This is a genomic window from Mycobacterium sp. MAC_080597_8934 (assembly GCF_000523975.1).
GTDB classification, from domain to species: Bacteria; Actinomycetota; Actinomycetes; order Mycobacteriales; family Mycobacteriaceae; genus Mycobacterium; species Mycobacterium avium.
The window spans coordinates 155,068-172,030 of sequence record NZ_JAOS01000006.1 but is presented as its reverse complement, the minus strand read 5'-3'; the positions used below and the strand labels follow the sequence as shown (position 1 = coordinate 172,030).

The window sequence follows — 16,963 nt, the reverse complement described above, 5'->3', positions numbered from 1 at the left end:
CGCTGCTGCGCGGCAGCAACACGGCGGTGGTTGGAAACCGCTGCCGGGTGCGCTCCTGCTGCGTCTGGATCATGGCGGTGAGTTCGTCGTCGATGGGCACCACCGCGTCGCGGCGCATCTTATGGTTGCGGTAGCGCAAATAGACCGCGCCCTGCGGGTCGCGAACCAGACAGTCCAGCGCCAGCCGGGTGGCGTCGCCAATGCGCAGGCCGGTGCGGATGAGGACCTCCACCAGCAGCCGGATCCGCGGGTCGCTGATCCGGTCGAGGTTGGCCGGGCTTTCCAACTGGCCCATGACGAACTCGGGAATCGCCCGCGGTGCCGGTGTCTCGTCACGGCGGGGCTGGTCGCTGGGATACAGCTGCGCCTCGGCCGGCAGCGATGCCCACCGGTGCTGGCGAACGGCATTCAGAAACCCGGTCACACAGCCGATCTCGGCGCTGCGGGTCTTCGGTTGTGGGATCTCAACGGCCAGTCGAGCCAGGTAGGCCTCCAGCGCTGCCCGCTCGAGCGCACCCGGGCCCGACGAGCTCGCTAGTCCGGGCATGAACTGCGACAAACGAACGAGCGCGAGGCGATCACTGCGTAGCTGCCCCAGCCCGACTCCGCACGACATGCGCCACCGGCACCATCGTTTGGCCAGCTCTCGAAGCCAGACTGGGTGCACCGCAGTGAAATCCAGTTTGGCCCCGTCATGGCCGGAAACACCGAGCCGCCGTAGCCGCCACACGTCACGCTGGTATTCGCTGTCCCAGCCGGTCCCGTCGCGCAAATCGAGCACGCACTCGATCGCGTAACCGAGGAACGCGCGCGGGGTGTTGACCGACGCCGCGGCCGGCAGCCCGGCCAGCCAGTCGGCCAGCGGACGATCCAGCAGCGACTCGGCCCCGGTTGCCGACAAGTGGTCCAGCAGCGGCTTGATCGATCGCGGTGTGGTGCGGGTTCGGTTCAGGTCGACGCGGCATTGCAGCGCGTAGCCGATCTCCAGCCGCAACTGCGGCCGCAGCGGCCGCAAGTCGAAGCGATCCTCGCCGTAGCTGGCGCAGTAGGCGATGAACTCCGCCGCCGACGGGCGACCACGCAGCCGCCACCGCCGGTGGTGGGAATGACACCACCCGGCGTCCAGTTCGGCCCACAACATGCACCCCGGGATGGCGCACACCGCTGCCGGCGTGCCGGCCACGTCCGGCTTCCACCGATCCACCACTGGGCGTCCGGCCTTGTCCCAGGCGTGGGAATGCGTGTAGCACAACCGATACCGATGCTGCCCGAAGCCGCAACCGGGCACCAGGCACGATTGCAGCGGCCGGTACCCCATCACCTCTGGATCAGCGGTCGCCGCCCACGCCCGTCGGTCATCCGGGCGACCCGCCTTTCTCCACCGGCCCAGATGGGCCGGGCAGAGCCCGGCGTAGCGACTCGAACGCACACACCCGGGCACCGCGCATGCCGGCGACCCGAGAATCGGATCCGCGACGGCGGGCACCAGCACCTCGACCCGGAACTCCGCACGCACCGCTGCGCCCAAACGCGCAACCCAGCCGGGCTCAATCGGCGGCGCCAGCACCTCGACGCTCACCACGACCCATCCCGGTCCGCCAGCCACCCCGCGGCCACCAACGCGCGGCGGGTGTCCTCGACCTTCAGATGCGCGTACGCGTCACTGGTCGTCGCGATCGACGCGTGCCCCAACAGATGGGCCACCACCTCGACCGGCACCTGGCGGCGCAACAACTCTGTCGCATACGAGTGGCGAAAAGTATGCGGCCCGAACATGATTCCGGTCCGCTCCCGCAATCGGCAGACCAAATCGTAGACGCTGGCATACGTCAACGGATACCCAATAGGACCGGACCACAAGTTGACGAATACGTAATCGCTGTCCAGCTCGCCGTACTCGCCATGCAGATAATCCGCATACAGCCGGATCACCGCGCCCGGCACCGGCACCTGGCGACCCCCGCCCTTGGCTCGGGCACGATTCGTATTCACCCTCGGCACCACCGTCACCAGCCGAGCAGCCGCATCGATGTCGCTGTGCCGCAACCCCAACGCCTCACCAACCCGCAGCCCGGATGCAGCCAGCAGAGAAAACAGGAACCGATCCCGCAGCCGATCACAGGCCGCCACGATCGCCGCGACCAGTTCCGTGTCCAGCGTGTCCGGGATGCGCCGCTGGGCCCGTAACCGGATCCGCCTGCTGCGCTCCGGTCGAGATCCCAGGTGCGCCAGCAGTGGTCGCCACGATCCACCATGTCCCTTATGCCGCTGCCAGGTCGTCAACAGATCACCCAGGTCCACTCCGTGGCGCTGATGGAATTCATAAAACGCCGAGATTGCCGATAGCTTGCGGTTCACCGTGGCCTCCGAGCACATGCTCTCCGCCGTCGGCAGCGCTGACACATTGCCCACTCGCCCCGCCGCGGGTAGTCGCAGCCACGCCACGAACCGGCCCACCTCCTCCAGTCGCACCCGCGACCACACCAGGCCGCCCCGATCGAGGAACTCGAACCAATCCCGCAGATCATGGGCATAGGCCTTGACCGTGTTCGGTGAGCGCTCGATCGCGTGCAGATGCGACAAGAACGCCTCGACCGGCTCCACCACCACCGCATCCTGATCCACCAGCGTCCACGATTCGCGGTCGCCGAACGGCATCACCACCGACTGCACCCGCAGCCCAGGACTCGTCACAGACACCGAAGATAACTGGTCCACAACGCATTTCCCGGCATCTCCGAACGCGTGTCGTCTACATGGTGAACAGCTTCCTCACGGCCTCAGATAACCAACGAGATTCTGAAGCGAGCGGCAAGTTTCTTCGGGGCGGAGCTCGACCGCCAACACAAGAAATAGTCGATTTCATCGACGACAATCGCGGGGAGTTCGGGGTCGAGCCCATCTGCACGGTCCTGCGCAGCGCAGGCTTGCAGGTGGCCCTGAGCACCTACTACGACGCCAAAGCCCGGGTCCCATCGGCGCGGGCCCTGCGCGACGCCGTCCTCGGGCCGGCGTTGTGCCAGCTCTGGAAAGACAACTACTGCGTCTATGGGGCCCGCAAACTCTGGAAAACGGCTCGTCGCGATGGTCATGACGTCGGTCGCGATCAGGTGGCCCGGCTGATGCGGGCCGCAGGCATTGAGGGGGTCCGGCGCGGCAAACGGGTGCGGACCACCAAAGCTGACCCAGCCGCGGCGCGGCACCCGGACTTGGTGCACCGCAACTTCGCCGCGGCTGCCCCGAACCAGCTCTGGGTGACCGACCTGACATTCGTGCCGACCTGGGCCGGGGTGGCCTACGTGTGCTTCATCATTGACGCACACTCGCGGATGATCGTGGGGTGGCGGGTGGCTTCGCACATGCGGACCTCGATGGTTCTCGACGCGTTGGAGATGGCGCGTTGGTCACGCGGAACTACATTGCAGGACTTGATATGTCACTCAGATGCCGGGTCGCAATTCACGTCCATTCGCTACGGCGAGCGGCTCGCTGAGATCGGCGCAGTCCCGTCAATTGGGACCGTTGGAGATAGTTTCGATAACGCTCTCGCGGAGACAGTCAACGGTTACTACAAGGCCGAGCTGATCTACGGGCCGGCTCGAAGCAGACCGTGGAAGACCGTCGAGGACGTAGAACTCGCCACCCTCAGTTGGGTCCACTGGCACAACACCAGCCGCCTGCACAGCTACCTCGGCGACATCCCACCCACGGAGTTCGAAGCCGCGTTCTACGATGCATACCGGACCGACCAACCCTTGATCGGAATCCAATAGCCCGAGCCTCCGGGAAACCCAGGGCGCTTCAGTCTTCGCTGCGGCCATCCAGGTAGGCGTCGGCAACGTAGGACAGCAGGCCGAGTTTGGGCGGCAGCATCTTGCCGGTGCGCGAGCGGGTGCCCTCAATGGACCAGCTCAGGTTGAACCGTTTCTCGACGATGTAGCCGACGTATTCTCGCAGGACGTACTTGTAGAGCTGGTCGTTGCCGATGTTGCGGCGGATGAAGATGACACCGGAGCGCCGCAGCAGCGGCCCCATCGCCCCGAACGACAGGTTGATGCCGGCGAAGACGTGCACCGGCGGTAACCGGTTCTCCTGCATGGCCACCGGCACCACCGCGCCGTCGATGTAGGACCGGTGCGAGAAGAGCAGCACCGCGGGGTGGGCTTCCAGGGCGGTGCGCATCGCCGCCACCTGGTATTCGTCGTAGTCGATCTCGCGGTCGAAGCCACGGCTGATCAACCGGCCGAGCACCGAGACCAAATCGACCGATGCCCGGCTCCACCCGGTGGCGAGCTCGTCGAGCATCTTCCCGGCTTCCTCGACGGTGGCGCCCGGGATCTTGGCCAGCCCGGCTCGAAACCTGTTGGACGCCAAGATCTCCGGCTTCACCAGCCGCGGCGACTTGTATTGCGGGCCCAGTATCCGGTATTCGACCCGCTCCATCGCCAAGATGGCGCGGCGGATGACGAATTGGGCGAAGTCGCGCTGGTCGTCGCCGACGGTGGTGTCGCGCCACTGGCGGCGCAGTTCGGAGACGGTGGCCGCCTCACCGGCCACCACCCGGGCCCGCTGCGGGGCGCGGCGCAGGATCTGTGCTTGCAGACGCTGGTTGGGGTGGTAGGGGTCGCGGCCGGGAACCAGCCCGGCCAGCTTGGCGATTCGCCCGCGATCCGGTGGCGGCAGCCAGAACACCCGCACCGGCACCACCGAGCGGTCGTCGCCGGCCTCGAGACGCTCGGCCAGCGCGGTCATCTCCGCCGGCGGCGCGTCCAGCGCAGGCAGTTTGACCAGCTCGAATTGCGCACCCGGGTGGCCGGCGCGCTGCTGCTCCAGCCAGGCGGTGACCAGGTCCACCTCGACCGCAGAGGCCATGGACGCCAACACCAGCGAGTCTTGTTCGGTGAGCAGCGCGCTGGCGTCTGCCGCCGGTTCGGTCACGGACGCCCTCGGGGCGGCGCTTCGGGTGGGTCGGCGCCGATCGGATCGGTAGCGCGGGAGGGGCTCACTTCCCCGTTGTGCGACGCGGCGGCTTCCGGGTTCGGTGCGGCCGGGTTCGGTTTGGCTGCAGTCTTTTTCGCGCGCGTCTTGGCCGCCGCGGTGGCCGCGGTCTTCTTCGCCGCCGATTTCTTGGCGGGGCGTTTCGCGGGGCTCTTGGCGGGGGTTTTGGCAGGGCTTGTCGCGGGGCTTTTGGCGGCCCGGCTGCGCGCCTTTTGCGCCGCTTTCTTCTCCGCGTACAGGTCGACCTCGGGCAGTTCGCCGACCGGCCAGTTGGCCAGGGTGTCCAGATAGAGCTGGCGCACCTCGGCGATGCGCTCCGGCAGCGTGTCAAGTGTCCAGTCCTGCACCGAGATCGGCGGAAAGACGGCCACGTCGACGGTGCCCGGGTTGATGACGGTCGAGTTCCGGGCGGCGACGAGTTCGGCGTTGCGGATCACGATCGGCACGATCGGGATCCCGGCGGCCATCGCAATCCTGAAGGGCCCCTTCTTGAATGGGCCGACCTCGGTGGTGTCGACCCGGGTGCCCTCGGGGGCGATCAGGATCGACAGGCCGTTGCGGGCCCGGTCTTCGACCGTGTGCAGCGTCTCCACCGCGGCGGCGGGGTCGTCGCGGTCGATGAACACGCCGTCCAGCAACTTGCCCAGCGTGCCCATCACCGGGTCCTTCTCGAGTTCCTTCTTGCCCACCGCGACCCAGTTGTCGCGCACCAGCGCCCCGGCGATCACCGGGTCGACCTGGTTGCGGTGGTTGAAGATGAAGACCGCGGGGCGTTGGGCGGTCAGGTTCTCCTTGCCGATGACGTTGAGGTGCACCCCGGCGATGGCCAGCGACAACTGGGAGAACGTGGAGGTGAAGAAGTTGACGCCGCGGCGCCGGTTGCGAGTCAGCACACCGACGCCCACCGCACCGGCCGCGACCGGGAACATCGATCCGAATCCGGCGAGGGTGCGCAACTGCCGCCGCAGACCCACCGGGCCGCGGCTGCTGAACCGCAGGATCGGCCAACCGCGGCGCTTGGCGACGGCGGCCATCTTGCCCTCGGGATTGGTCGGCCGCGGATTGCCGACCAGATACATCAGGGCGACGTCCTCGTCACCGTCGGCGTAGAAGTAGCTCTCTTTGAGATCGATGTCGTGCTCGGCCGCAAAGCGTTGCACCGCAGCGGCTTTGCCCGGTCCCCACAGAATCGGCTTTTGCAGGCCGCCGGTCAGGATGCCGTCTTCGGTGGTCTCGAATTTGTTGGTGAGGGTGTTGGGGATGCCGAGGAACCGCGCGACTGGGTTGACCTGGATGGTCAGCGCCGACGAGCTGAGCACCACGGTGTGGCCGCGGGCCATGTGGGCGCGCACCAGCTCGCGCATCTCGGGGTAGATCCGGGATTCGATCCGCTGGACGAACATCCGCTCGCCGATCTCTTCCAGGTCGTCGATCAGCCGTCCGGCCAGGGCCGCGGCGGCCTTGCCGATCAGGTCCTCGAACTCGATACGGCCCAGGGTGTGGCTGAGGCCGGCCTGCACCATGCCCAGCAGCTCCCCCACCCCCATGTCGCGGCGCAGCAGCCGCTCCTGGGTCAGGATCACCGCCGTGAACCCGGCGACCAGGGTGCCGTCCAGATCGAAGAACGCGCCGATCCTGGGCCCGGGGGGACTCGCCATGATCTCGGCGACCGAGCCCGGCAGCCGCATGTCGGTCTCCCGTGGCCCGGAATCCTCGGTGCCGCGCTGCGGTGCCGGCTGACGCGAATCGCTCATGAGCCGCTGGCCGATCGCGCCGACACGGCGGACTCCGTGAACGAGGCGGGCACCGCGCGCGGCGCGCCGTCACCGGCCAGGGCCAGGATCTCGTCGAAACCCTCCAGCAGGCACTGGGCGAACAACGCCTCGTCGCGCACCGAGGCCCGGTCGTAGCGCACCGTGATGGTGCACCACCCGCCCCGGGAGATCAGCACCACCATCATCGCCACACCGGGCAGCGGGCCGATCCCGTACTGGCGCAACACTTTTGCACCGGCGATGTAGGTGTCTCCGGGGAAGACGGGAACGTTGCTGGCCTGCACGTCGGAGCCGATCACCGAGCCGGTGATCCCTTCCAGCACCGCGGTGGGCAACACGCTGAGCACCGGTGCCAGCGAGCCGATGATGTTCATCGCGGGCTCGTCGCGGCGCTGGGTCATCTGGGCGCGGATCTTCTTCATCCGGGAGACCGGGTCGACGGTGCCGATCGGCGCGGCCAGGTTGACCCCGGTGAACCGGTTGCCGCCGGCGGTGTCGGCCTCGGCGCGCAGGTTGACCGGCACCGCCATCGGCAGCGTGCTGATCGGCACCCCGAACGCCTCGTGGTAGCGCCGCAAGGCGCCGCACAGCCCGGCGAGGTACGCGTCGTTGATCGATCCGCCGCCGGCCTTGGCGGCCTTGTGCAGGTCGGCGAGCGGGATGTCGATCGCTTCGCTGCGGGTGGCCAGGCTGCGCCGGCGCAGCAGCGGCGACGGCTCGGCGGCCCGGTTGAGCACCCGCATGCCCGACATGGCGTACCCGACGATCCCCGACACGGTGGACGCCGGCTCCAGCATCGCCCGACCGGCCACCGACACCGCCCCGGACAGCGCGCTCACGACACCGCCCACCACCGCGAACGGCAGGTGGTTAATGCCTTGCCGCATCAGGTCATTGGGCGACAGGTCTTGCGGGACGGGCAGCGGCGGCGGCGGCTTGGGCGGTGGATTGCGTTCCAGGTCATAGATTTCGGCGAACATCTGGACCCCACCGACACCGTCGGTGACGGCGTGGCTGACATGCAGCAGCGTCGCGGCTTTCCCGTCGGCCAGACCGTCGACCAGGGTGGCCGTCCACAGCGGCCGGGAGATGTCCATCGGCGACTGCAGGATGAGCTCGGCGAGGTCGAATACCTCACGCAGCGTGCCGGGTTCGGCGACCCGCACCCGGCGCACGTGGAAATCGAGGTTGAAGTCGGGATCGATGACCCAGCGCGGCGCGGCGGTGGGCAGGGTCGGCACCACCACCTTCTGCCGAAGCCGCAGCACCCGCCGGGAGGCGTTTTCGAATCGCGCCCGGAACTGCTGCCAGTCCGGGGTGGTGTCGAGGAGCTCAAGCGCCATGATGCCCGACCGGGTTCGGGGATTCGCCTCGCCCCGATGCATGAGGTAGTCGACCGGCCCGAGCTCGTCGGACAATTTGATCGTCTCGACGGACTCAGTCATGGTCATCAGCTCGACGCGCCAACCTTGTCACCGTCGATCAAGCCTCCTGCCTTGCGCCCGTCCGCCGCGGTGGTCTCCACAACGCTAGTCGGGTTGCCGCGCTGGTGAAAGAAGCGGCGAAGACTGTGGCTCAACCGGCGCTCGACTGCGGCTCAGCCGGCGTTCAACTGGCGGAAGTCGCCGACAGCGGCAGCGAATCCACCAGCGAGCTGACGCGCCGCCCGTAGACCACGCCCAGGAAATCGGCGACGGCGTCGGCGGCCAGCCGGGACCGGACGGTGGGGGTGATGTCGAAGGCGTGGTGCGCGTTGCTCAGTTCGGCGTGGCCCACCGTGCGGGCGCCGGCCGCGCGCAGCGCCGCGCAGAACGCCCGGGCCTGGCCGCTGGGCACCAGTTCGTCCTTCTGGCCGTGCAACACGAAGAACGGCGGCGCGTCGGCGTGCACGTAGGAGATCGGCGAGGCGGCGGCGAACCGCTGCGGGGCGTCGGCGTAGCGGGCCTTGAGCACGAACTGCTCGAGGAACGGGACCATCAGCGGGTGCATGTTCTCGAAGTCGGTGAAGTCGTAGACGCCGTAATAGGGCGCGACGGCCTGCACGGCGGTGTCGGCGTTTTCGAAGCCGGGCTGAAAGGCCGGGTCGTTGGGGGTGAGCGCGGCCAGCGAGGCCAGGTGCCCGCCGGCCGAACCGCCGGTGATCGCGATGAAGTCGGGGTCCCCGCCGTAGTCGGCGATGTTCTCCCGCACCCAGGCGATCGCCCGTTTGACGTCGATCAGGTGCGCCGGGAAGGTGCTGCGCGGACTCTTGCTGTAGTCGATCGAGACGCAGATCCAGCCGAGCTGCACCATCCGGCTCATCAACGTGTAGGCCTGCGGGCGCCGGCCGTTGAGCGCCCACGCGCCGCCGGGCACCTGGATCAGCACCGGTGCGCGGCAGCCGGGCGCCAGGTCGTCGCGCCGCCAGATGTCCAGCAGGTTGTCGCGCCCGCCCGGACCGTAGGAGATGTCGGAAGTCTGCGCCGCGTAGCGGCGGTGCGGCCCCGGCCGGCCCAGCAGGCCACCCGCCGGGCGCACACCGATGCCACGCTGGTCGGGTGGCATACCTGGTCCCGGAAATCGGGGCCGAGCGACTCCTGCAGCGCCGCGGTCAGGGTGTGATCGGCACGCTGCGCGGCCAGTGTTTTGCCCACCCGGCCGATGGAGGGATGCGAGACCCGCGACAACGCGTGTCCGGTGAGCACGTGCGGCGGAAACTCCGTGAAAAGCCAACCGGCGAAACAGCCCAGCGCGAACGGCCCGCCGCGCAGCACCAGATTGCCGAGTTGATAGACGTCCCGGGCCTCGGCCGCCAGGCGGGCCGCCTGGGCGCCGGCCCAGGAGCAGCGCGAAGTGAGATCGCCGGCCACGCTCATAGCCACGTCACCCCTCGACGTCATGCACACGCCTCGTTCGGTTAACGGCCCGTTGCCGACCGATGATGAACGTGTGTCGAGGTCCACACGATAACCGATACCCACGGCGCGGGAAGGCTTTTCAGGCGCGTGGCGCGGGCTAATCGGGTAGCTGCGCGCGGTTGGATAGACTGACCTGCGTATTGCCTCCGTAGCTCAGGTGGATAGAGCAAGGGCCTTCTAATCCCTAGGTCGCACGTTCGAGTCGTGCCGGGGGCACCGGGCGAAGTGTATGACCTCGGTTGATGCTTGACGTTTCGGCTTCGGGTGATGCCTGACAGTGTTTCGGCTGATGCTTGACAGTTACTTCGGCTGATCGGTGACACTCCCTAGATGAGGGAGTTAAGTGTGGCTGAGTGAACAGGGGCACCGAGACCGTGTATGACGTAGGCCTCCGCGACCGGGCGTCGCGCCAACCCCTCGGTGGCGAGCGATTGCCCGGTGGCGGGCCGGCCCCTGTCGCCTAGGTAGTCACGAGGACTACCTAGGCGATCGATGACAGGAGCATGCCGACGCTTGTCAGCGACGACGTGACAGCGGGTGGCTAGACCTCGATCGTCTGGCTGACGTAGTTCTCCCAGGTGGCGATCTGTGCCGAGTCCACGAGCAGGCCCTGGTAATCCGGGTCACTGCTGAGGCTCTGCTGGATCTGGCCGTAGGTGGCCCAGTCCTTGGCGGTGGTCAGGAAGCCGATGGAGTTGGTGCCCTGGCCTCCGACCATGTTGACCAGCACCGTGACGTTCTCCGCGCCGTGTTTGCGGGCAAGCCCGCTGGCGCGCTTGAGTTGCTTTTGGATGTCGTCCCACGCGACCCCGGGGTTGGGATGGACGAGGGTGGTGGCGAGGATGGTCATGAGCAGAACCTTCCGCGAGAGGGGACAGGGACTCTAAAAGTCTCCGGCGCGGCGGAACGAGTCGTCTAGAGTAGCCGACTACGCCATTTTCGCGCGCGCGGGTAAGTGGACCCGTGGCGTCGCGCCCGCAGGCGGCGTGCGGTATTTTCGCGGCACCCGGCACGCGGGGGTTTGAACCGGGCGCGGCGGGGAACAGAAATTTGACAGGCGCAAAGGCTTGTGGCTGCGGTCACAGGAACCGCTTCTTACGCACTGAACAGGAAAATCGATCGGGATGCCAGCCAGTAGAAGTCGAAGTTCAGCAAACCGATTCCGGCAAAAACAAGCGCTGATGACGCCGTGCTTGAATCCGAACCACAAATACATTCAGGAGTGCCCTGGATGTCATTCGATACACGAAACACAAAATCAAGACGACGAGTATTGTATTCACTGCAAAGACGACAATACGAAGCCGCTTTGCCGGTAGCCATCAATTGGCGGGGCGCCGCGAATCGGCCGCCGAACTCAGCAGGCCAAGCGCCCAGCCGGCGCACATCTAAAACCGTTGTGCCACAACGGAAGTCAGCAGGCAGCGTCGCATCGCCCCGTTCTTCGGCCCAGCGGCGAGACGCCGGACCTGGGTCAACGGGGCACCAGGGTGGATCGCGGCGGCGAATTCCCGGCGCGCCACGCTCCCGATATGTCAGCATGGGCGGGTGAACGCACGCCGATGGGCGGGTTTGCTGGGCGCCGGGGCGATGACGGCCGGGGCGACGCTGCTGGGCGCGCCGCTGCCCGCATCCGCCGCGCCGTGCCCCGACATCGAGGTGACGTTCGCCCGCGGCACCGCCGAACCGCCCGGGGTGGGCGGGGTTGGGCAGGCATTCGTCGAGGCGCTGCGCAGCCAGGCCGGCGCCCGGTCGCTGGGCGTGTATCCGGTCAACTACCCCGCCGACGACGATTTCGCCGCCTCGGCATCCGCCGGCGCCGGCGACGCCAGCGCTCACGTCCAGTCCATGGTGGCCGACTGCCCCAACACCAAGCTGGTGCTCGGCGGATATTCCCAGGGCGCCATGGTGATCGACCTGATCACCATCGCCCAGGCGCCGGTGGCGGGGTTGATTCCGCAGACGCTGAACGCCGACCAGGCCGAGCACGTATCAGCGCTGGCCCTGTTCGGCAATCCGTCCGACCGGTATCTGGGCGCGCCCGTCAGCGTGGTCAGCCCGTGGTACGGGGCCAAAGCTATTGACTTGTGCGCACCCGGCGATCCGGTGTGCACTCCTGGCGGACCGCTGGCGCTGCCGTCGCACGACGAGATGGTCTCCCCCGCGCACCTGTCCTACCGACAGTCCGGCATGCCGGCCCAGGCCGCGACTTTCGTGGCGGCCCACCTCTGAGCCGATCGGCCGCAGCCGAAACACGTTGCGCCACTTCAACTATGGACGCCGCGGCGCCGGAACGGCACACCAGGGCCGCGCTCGTCGGGTCCGGCGCGGTCACGACCGGGATCAAGCACCGCGGAAAACGCACGCCGAACCGCCGGTCATGGCGTTTCGGGCACGCTAAACGGACCGCACCTGCGCCGAAAAATCAAGTGTTGTGAAAAGTTTGCGGTTTCAGCATTCTGGGAACAGCGTGTCAAGACGAGCAGATGACGCTCACGGGGAGATCATTACTTAGAGCGTCTTCTCTTCGAGGGGTTGGCGAAACATGGCGTCGAGTGACTGGCAGCCGGTGGTCCGGGTTGGGAAACCGAGGTTCATAGCCGGAGTTGGCAATCGAATCAAAGTCGAAGTCAAGACCAGGGGCTGGCTGAGCCGCGACTGGCGTTGCTACTTCGGATCGCAAGTCTCACAACAACAACTCGACGCGCGGTACACGTCGTATCCGTGTTGGGACGAGATCCAGCGCATCGAGGGTTCCTGCGCCGAGCACGACGCCGAGCGCTACATCGAAATGATCGATGCCGCAATCCATTACGCCAACACCAGATTGCGCAACGATGCTCTGCCGCCGACGATGACGTACGGCTCACGCAGCGACTACCGGGCCTGTGCGGTGCGCGCACGCCAGGCCGAACTCGATGAGCTGGCCAAGAAATTGGCGAAACCCGAGGCCTGACCGCGCCGGCGCGCCGTGACGGGCCGGCCGCGCCGACCGCGCCCGCCCGTCGCCCCGCGAGCAGACGCAAAAGCACCCGACACGCCGGGCTTCAGGGCGCTTTTGTGACTGCTCGCGCTGGGACCGGGCGAGGTGACTGCTCGCGCTGGGGCCCGGCAAGGCCTCGCAGTACCCTTACCTCGCCCTGTCGCCGCGTCACTCCTGGCGACGAGCCGAGACCGCAGCCCACACCCGAACCGGAGGTGCCCGATGGCCCAGTCAAATCTCGTCCTGCTCGACATCGAGAACCACGTCGCGCTCATCACCGTCAACGATCCCGACCGGCGCAACGCGGTGACCGCCGAGATGTCGGGGCGGTTGCGCGAGGCCGTCGAGCGGGTCGAGGCCGACTCCGACGTGCACGCCGTGGTGATCACCGGCGCCGGCAAGGCGTTTTGCGCCGGCGCCGACCTCAGCGCCCTGGGCGCCGCCGGCGGAGGCTCGGCCGAGACGGGGCTGCAGCAGCTTTACGACGGCTTCATGGCGATCGGGAGTTGCCGGCTGCCCACCATCGCCGCGGTCAACGGCGCGGCCGTCGGCGCGGGCCTGAACCTGGCCCTGGCGGCCGACGTGCGCATCGCCGGGCCCGCCGCCCTGTTCGATCCGCGATTCCAGCAGCTGGGCCTGCACCCGGGCGGAGGCGCCACCTGGATGCTGCAGCGCGCGGTGGGCCCGCAGGTCGCCCGCGCGGCCCTGTTGTTCGGCATGCGCTTCGACGCCGAGGCCGCGGTGCGCCATGGCCTGGCGCTCAGCGTCGCGGACGACCCGGTGGCCGCGGCGCTCGAACTGGCCGCCGGCCCGGCGGCCGCCCCGCGCGAGGTGGTGCTGGCGACCAAGGCCACGATGCGCGCCACCATCAGTCTCGGCTCGCTCGACAACGAACAGCATCAGCACGCCATGCGCACCGAGCTGGGCCCGCAGGCACATTCCATTCAATCACCGGAGTTCGCACAGCGATTGGCCGCCGCGCAACGCAAGTAGGCTCACAAATCCAGCAGCGCGGTTTCCGGCGATTCGATCAAATCCCGCAGCTCGCAAACGAATCGAGCCGCCTGCGCGCCGTCGGCGATGCGGTGGTCGAACACGGCGCTGAGCGACATGGTCGGGCGCACCACGACCTCCGTGCCGACGGCCACCGGGCGTGGCTTGATCGCACCCATCCCCAGGATGGCCGCTTCGGGGTGGTTGATCACGGGCACACCGTCGTCCACGCCTAGCGCCCCGAAGTTCGACACGGTGAACGTCGATCCCCGCAGCTCCCCCGGCGTGAGCGAGCCGGCACGCGCGCCGGAGATCAATTCTGCTGCCCGACTTGCCAATTCACGAGTCGTCTTGGTGTGTGCGTCGGCGATGACCGGCACCAGCAGGCCCCGTTCGGTGGCCACCGCGACGCCCAGGTGCACCCGATGCTCGATGCGCACCTGCGGCCCCTGCGGGGTGTCGACCCAGGTCGAGTTCATGATCTCGTTGCGGCGCAACGCGATGACCAGCAGCCGCAGCGTCAGCACGAACGGCGTTATCCTCTGCTCCGCCGGACCCAGCCGCTCGGACAGCCGGACCAGTGCGGTGCAGTCGACCTGCACGCTAACCGTCGCGGCCGGAATCTCCTTGTGCGACAAGGTCATTTTGTCGGCCATCCGGGCCTGGACGCCCTGAACCGGCCGGACCTCGGCCCCGTTGCCGGTGCCGTGGGCCGCCGAGAGCACATCCTCGCGGGTGATGACGGCGCCGGAGCGGGGCCGCAGCGAGCCGAGGTCGACCATCAGCTCCTTGGCCAGCTTGCGCACCGGAGGGGCAGCCAGCGGGCGGGCGGTCCGCCGGCTGGTGTCGATCCCGGCATCGGCGCCGTAACCGACCAGTGTGGGCGCCGTCTCGGCCGCTGGCGGCTCGCCGCTCTCGGGGGCGGTGTCCAGCCGCACCAGCACCGCGCCCACCTTGAGCACATCGCCCTCGGCGCCGTTCATTTCGACGATCCGCCCCGCGTACGGGCTGGGCAGCTCCACCTCGGCCTTGGCCGTCTCCACCGTGCACAACACCTGGTTGAGCTCGACGTCGTCGCCCACCGCGACGTTCCAGTGCGTCACGGTCACCTCTTCGAGTCCCTCGCCGAGATCCGGGACCAGAAACGGTTTGACGCGCTCGTCGCTCACGGCAGCTCCAACGTGCGCTCGACGCAGTCCAGCAGCCGGTCCGGGCCCGGCAGCCACCACTTCTCCAGCCGGGCCGGCGGGTAGGGGGTGTCGAATCCGCACGCGCGCAACACCGGCGCCTCCAGTTCGTAGAACAACTCCTCCTGGATGCGGGCGGCCAGCTCGGCTCCGTAACCCAGGGTCCGCGGCCCCTCGTGCATCACCACGCACCGACCGGTCCGGTGGATGGACGTCGCGATGGTGTCGAAGTCCAGCGGCACCAACGACCGCAGGTCGATGACCTCCAGGCTCCAACCGCGTTGGCGCTGAGCCTCTTCGGCGGCCCCGACCGCCGTGCCGACCAGACTGCCGTAGGTCACGACGGTCACGTCGGTCCCCGCCCGGCGCACCATCGCCCGCCCGATCGGCGGTTCGGGCCGGCCGGCGTCCACCAGGCCGCGGCCTTGGTAGCGACGCTTGGGCTCCAGGTACATCACCGGGTCCGGGCAGGCGATGGCGTGGCGCAGCAGCCAGTACGCGTCGGCCGGGTTGGACGGCACCACCACCTTCAGGCCGGCGGTGTGCGCCCAGTACGACTCGGTGGATTCCGAATGATGTTCGGCGGCACCGATTCCGCCGAACGACGGTACCCGGACCGTCACCGGCATGTCGATCGCGCCGCGGGTCCGGGTGCGGTACTTCGCCAGATGGCTGACCACTTGGTCGAACGCCGGGTAGGAGAACCCGTCGAACTGGATCTCGGGCACCGGCACGAAGCCGCGCAGCGCCAGCCCCACCGCGATGCCGATGATCGCGGATTCCGCCAACGGCGTATCGAAGCAACGACTCTCGCCGAACGCCTCCGCCAGCCCTTCGGTCACCCGGAAGACCCCGCCCTGGACCGCGACGTCTTCACCGAACACCAGCACCCGCTCGTCGGCGGCCATCGCGTCGTGCAGGGCACGGTTGAGCGCCTGCACCATGGTCAACGCCTGCGCGCCGAGCGCGACGTCCTGCACTGCCGCGGTGAGGGTTTCGCCGTGGCCGGTCGGGCGATCAGCGAGCTGGGTCATCTCTCAATCACTTTTCTCGAGTTCGGTCCGCAGCGCACGGCGCTGCGCCTGCAGCTCCGGCGTGATTTCGGCGTACACCGCGGTGAACACCTCGTCGACGTCGAGATCGGGCGCATCGAACACCGCGTCGCGCAGCTCGGCGCGCATCCGCGTGGCGCGCCCGATCACCCGCTCCTCCAAGCGCTCCGACCACAGGCCCTGGCCCTGCAGGTAGCTGCGGTAGCGCGGGATCGGGTCCAGCGCGGCCCAGTGGTCGACCTCGTCCTGTGTCCGGTACCGGGTCGGGTCATCGGAGGTGGTGTGCGGCCCCAGCCGGTAGGTGATCGCCTCGATCAACGTCGGGCCGCCCCCGGCGCGGGCCCGGGCGGCGGCCTCGGCCGTCACCGCGTAGCAGGCCAGCACGTCATTGCCGTCCACCCGGATGCCGGGCATCCCGTAGCCAATTGCCTTGTGCGCCAACGACGGTGCGGCGGTCTGTTTGGCGACCGGCAGGGAAATCGCCCACTGGTTGTTCTGCACGAAGAACACGCAGGGTGTGCGGAACACGGCGGCGAAGTTCAGCGCCTCGTGCACGTCGCCCACACTGGTGGCTCCGTCGCCCAGGAACGCGATCGTCACCGAATCTTCGCCCAGCCGTTGGGCGGCCATCGCCGCGCCCACCGCGTGCAGGGTTTGGGTGCCGATCGGGATGGACAGCGGAGCGCAGCACTTGTCGGTGAATCCCAGTCCGCCGTGCCACGTTCCGCGCCACACCGCCCCGACGTTGCCGGGCGGGATGCCGCGCACCAAAAAGGCGCCGAGTTCCCGGTATTGGGGGAACAACCAGTCGGTTTTGCGCAGGCAGGCCGTCGCGCCCACCTGAGCGGCTTCCTGACCGCGGCAGGACGCGAACAGCGCCAACTGGCCTTGGCGTTTGAGGTTCACGAATTCGCCGTCGAGCTCCCGGGTGAGCACCATCATCTCGTAGAGCCAGCTCAGCGTCTCCGCGGGAAGCTCACGGCTGTAGCGATGTTCGGGGGTCGGGGTGCCGTCGGCGGCGACGAGTTGCACCGGTTGCAGGTCGACGGTCATCGGCGGCTGAGATGTCTGCGCCATA

The 16,963-nt window shown here is 68.1% G+C and carries 12 protein-coding genes, 1 tRNA gene, 3 pseudogenes and 1 other annotated feature; of the genes and pseudogenes, 5 read left to right on the top strand and 11 right to left on the bottom strand.

Features of this window, described 5'->3' with window-relative positions; genetic code table 11:
• Both NF20_RS05965 and NF20_RS05960 read right to left on the bottom strand, forming a co-directional pair.
• On the bottom strand, positions 1-1,582 hold a 1,582-nt coding region (locus tag NF20_RS05965; protein WP_050594169.1), incomplete at its 3' end, for a tyrosine-type recombinase/integrase.
• On the bottom strand, positions 1,576-2,658 hold the full coding sequence (locus NF20_RS05960; protein WP_033717226.1) for a tyrosine-type recombinase/integrase: 1,083 nt from the start codon (positions 2,656-2,658) through the stop codon (positions 1,576-1,578). The genes NF20_RS05965 and NF20_RS05960, both read right to left, overlap by 7 nt.
• Positions 2,659-2,790: 132 nt before the next feature.
• On the opposite strand from NF20_RS05960, the pseudogene NF20_RS05955 reads away from it, so the two are divergent.
• A pseudogene (locus NF20_RS05955) lies at positions 2,791-3,773 on the top strand (IS3 family transposase); the annotation flags it as partial.
• Positions 2,811-2,942: a sequence feature (AL1L pseudoknot), on the top strand. Its footprint overlaps the pseudogene before it by 132 nt.
• A gap of 31 nt (positions 3,774-3,804) precedes the next feature.
• On the opposite strand, the pseudogene NF20_RS05950 reads toward NF20_RS05955, so the two are convergent.
• The 4 genes and pseudogenes from NF20_RS05950 to NF20_RS05935 form a co-directional block, all read right to left on the bottom strand.
• A pseudogene (locus NF20_RS05950) lies at positions 3,805-4,938 on the bottom strand (1-acyl-sn-glycerol-3-phosphate acyltransferase); the annotation flags it as partial.
• Positions 4,935-6,686, bottom strand: a complete 1,752-nt coding sequence (locus tag NF20_RS05945) for an HAD-IB family hydrolase/lysophospholipid acyltransferase family protein (RefSeq protein ID WP_011724295.1) — start codon at positions 6,684-6,686, stop codon at positions 4,935-4,937. The pseudogene NF20_RS05950 and the gene NF20_RS05945, both read right to left, overlap by 4 nt.
• Before the next feature lie 62 nt (positions 6,687-6,748).
• Positions 6,749-8,218: a WS/DGAT/MGAT family O-acyltransferase gene (locus NF20_RS05940; protein WP_085989570.1), complete on the bottom strand. Its 1,470-nt coding sequence runs from the start codon at positions 8,216-8,218 to the stop codon at positions 6,749-6,751.
• Positions 8,219-8,381: 163 nt separating this feature from the next.
• Positions 8,382-9,628, bottom strand: a pseudogene (locus NF20_RS05935) (alpha/beta hydrolase fold domain-containing protein).
• Positions 9,629-9,812: 184 nt separating this feature from the next.
• On the opposite strand from NF20_RS05935, the gene NF20_RS05930 reads away from it, so the two are divergent.
• Positions 9,813-9,886, top strand: a tRNA-Arg gene (locus NF20_RS05930).
• A 325-nt stretch (positions 9,887-10,211) separates the two neighbouring features.
• Here NF20_RS05930 and NF20_RS05925 read toward each other — a convergent pair.
• On the bottom strand, positions 10,212-10,520 hold the full coding sequence (locus NF20_RS05925) for a hypothetical protein (protein ID WP_003873077.1): 309 nt from the start codon (positions 10,518-10,520) through the stop codon (positions 10,212-10,214).
• Positions 10,521-10,765: 245 nt separating this feature from the next.
• Complete coding sequence (locus NF20_RS27085) at positions 10,766-11,212, bottom strand: hypothetical protein (RefSeq protein ID WP_142386417.1); 447 nt, start codon at positions 11,210-11,212, stop codon at positions 10,766-10,768.
• 6 nt (positions 11,213-11,218) lie between these two features.
• On the opposite strand from NF20_RS27085, the gene NF20_RS05920 reads away from it, so the two are divergent.
• The 3 genes from NF20_RS05920 (at position 11,219) to NF20_RS05910 (ending at position 13,646) form a co-directional block, all read left to right on the top strand.
• Positions 11,219-11,902 carry a cutinase family protein gene (locus NF20_RS05920; protein WP_269195195.1) on the top strand — a complete coding sequence of 228 codons (684 nt, stop codon included), beginning with the start codon at positions 11,219-11,221 and terminating at the stop codon, positions 11,900-11,902.
• Positions 11,903-12,215: 313 nt separating this feature from the next.
• Complete coding sequence (locus tag NF20_RS05915) at positions 12,216-12,626, top strand: hypothetical protein (RefSeq protein WP_011724291.1); 411 nt, start codon at positions 12,216-12,218, stop codon at positions 12,624-12,626.
• A 249-nt stretch (positions 12,627-12,875) separates the two neighbouring features.
• Complete coding sequence (locus NF20_RS05910; RefSeq protein WP_003877431.1) at positions 12,876-13,646, top strand: enoyl-CoA hydratase; 771 nt, start codon at positions 12,876-12,878, stop codon at positions 13,644-13,646.
• 2 nt (positions 13,647-13,648) lie between these two features.
• Here the strand turns inward: NF20_RS05910 and NF20_RS05905 are convergent, their stop codons facing one another.
• Genes NF20_RS05905 through pdhA form a run of 3 tightly spaced genes read right to left on the bottom strand, consistent with a single transcriptional unit; the run spans position 13,649 to position 16,962 of the window.
• Positions 13,649-14,815 (bottom strand): dihydrolipoamide acetyltransferase family protein, encoded by a 1,167-nt coding sequence (locus NF20_RS05905; protein ID WP_023898074.1) that lies wholly within the window; start codon positions 14,813-14,815, stop codon positions 13,649-13,651.
• Positions 14,812-15,867, bottom strand: a complete 1,056-nt coding sequence (bkdB, locus tag NF20_RS05900) for a 3-methyl-2-oxobutanoate dehydrogenase subunit beta (RefSeq protein ID WP_009975912.1) — start codon at positions 15,865-15,867, stop codon at positions 14,812-14,814. The genes NF20_RS05905 and bkdB overlap by 4 nt, the downstream gene beginning before the upstream one ends.
• Before the next feature lie 3 nt (positions 15,868-15,870).
• Positions 15,871-16,962, bottom strand: a complete 1,092-nt coding sequence (pdhA, locus tag NF20_RS05895) for a pyruvate dehydrogenase (acetyl-transferring) E1 component subunit alpha (RefSeq protein WP_019732006.1) — start codon at positions 16,960-16,962, stop codon at positions 15,871-15,873.
• Between the last annotated feature and the right edge of the window lies 1 nt (position 16,963).

Excerpts from the sequence above, each read along its gene's own strand:
- NF20_RS05960 (WP_033717226.1), bottom strand. The coding sequence starts at position 2,658 with ATGCCGTTCGGCGACCGCGAATCGTGGACGCTGGTGGATCAGGATGCG.
- NF20_RS05945 (WP_011724295.1), bottom strand. The coding sequence starts at position 6,686 with ATGCGGCTGCCGGGCTCGGTCGCCGAGATCATGGCGAGTCCCCCCGGG.
- NF20_RS05940 (WP_085989570.1), bottom strand. The coding sequence starts at position 8,218 with ATGACTGAGTCCGTCGAGACGATCAAATTGTCCGACGAGCTCGGGCCG.
- NF20_RS05925 (WP_003873077.1), bottom strand. The coding sequence starts at position 10,520 with ATGACCATCCTCGCCACCACCCTCGTCCATCCCAACCCCGGGGTCGCG.
- NF20_RS27085 (WP_142386417.1), bottom strand. The coding sequence starts at position 11,212 with ATGCTGACATATCGGGAGCGTGGCGCGCCGGGAATTCGCCGCCGCGAT.
- NF20_RS05915 (WP_011724291.1), top strand. The coding sequence starts at position 12,216 with ATGGCGTCGAGTGACTGGCAGCCGGTGGTCCGGGTTGGGAAACCGAGG.
- NF20_RS05910 (WP_003877431.1), top strand. The coding sequence starts at position 12,876 with ATGGCCCAGTCAAATCTCGTCCTGCTCGACATCGAGAACCACGTCGCG.
- bkdB (WP_009975912.1), bottom strand. The coding sequence starts at position 15,867 with ATGACCCAGCTCGCTGATCGCCCGACCGGCCACGGCGAAACCCTCACC.
- pdhA (WP_019732006.1), bottom strand. The coding sequence starts at position 16,962 with ATGGCGCAGACATCTCAGCCGCCGATGACCGTCGACCTGCAACCGGTG.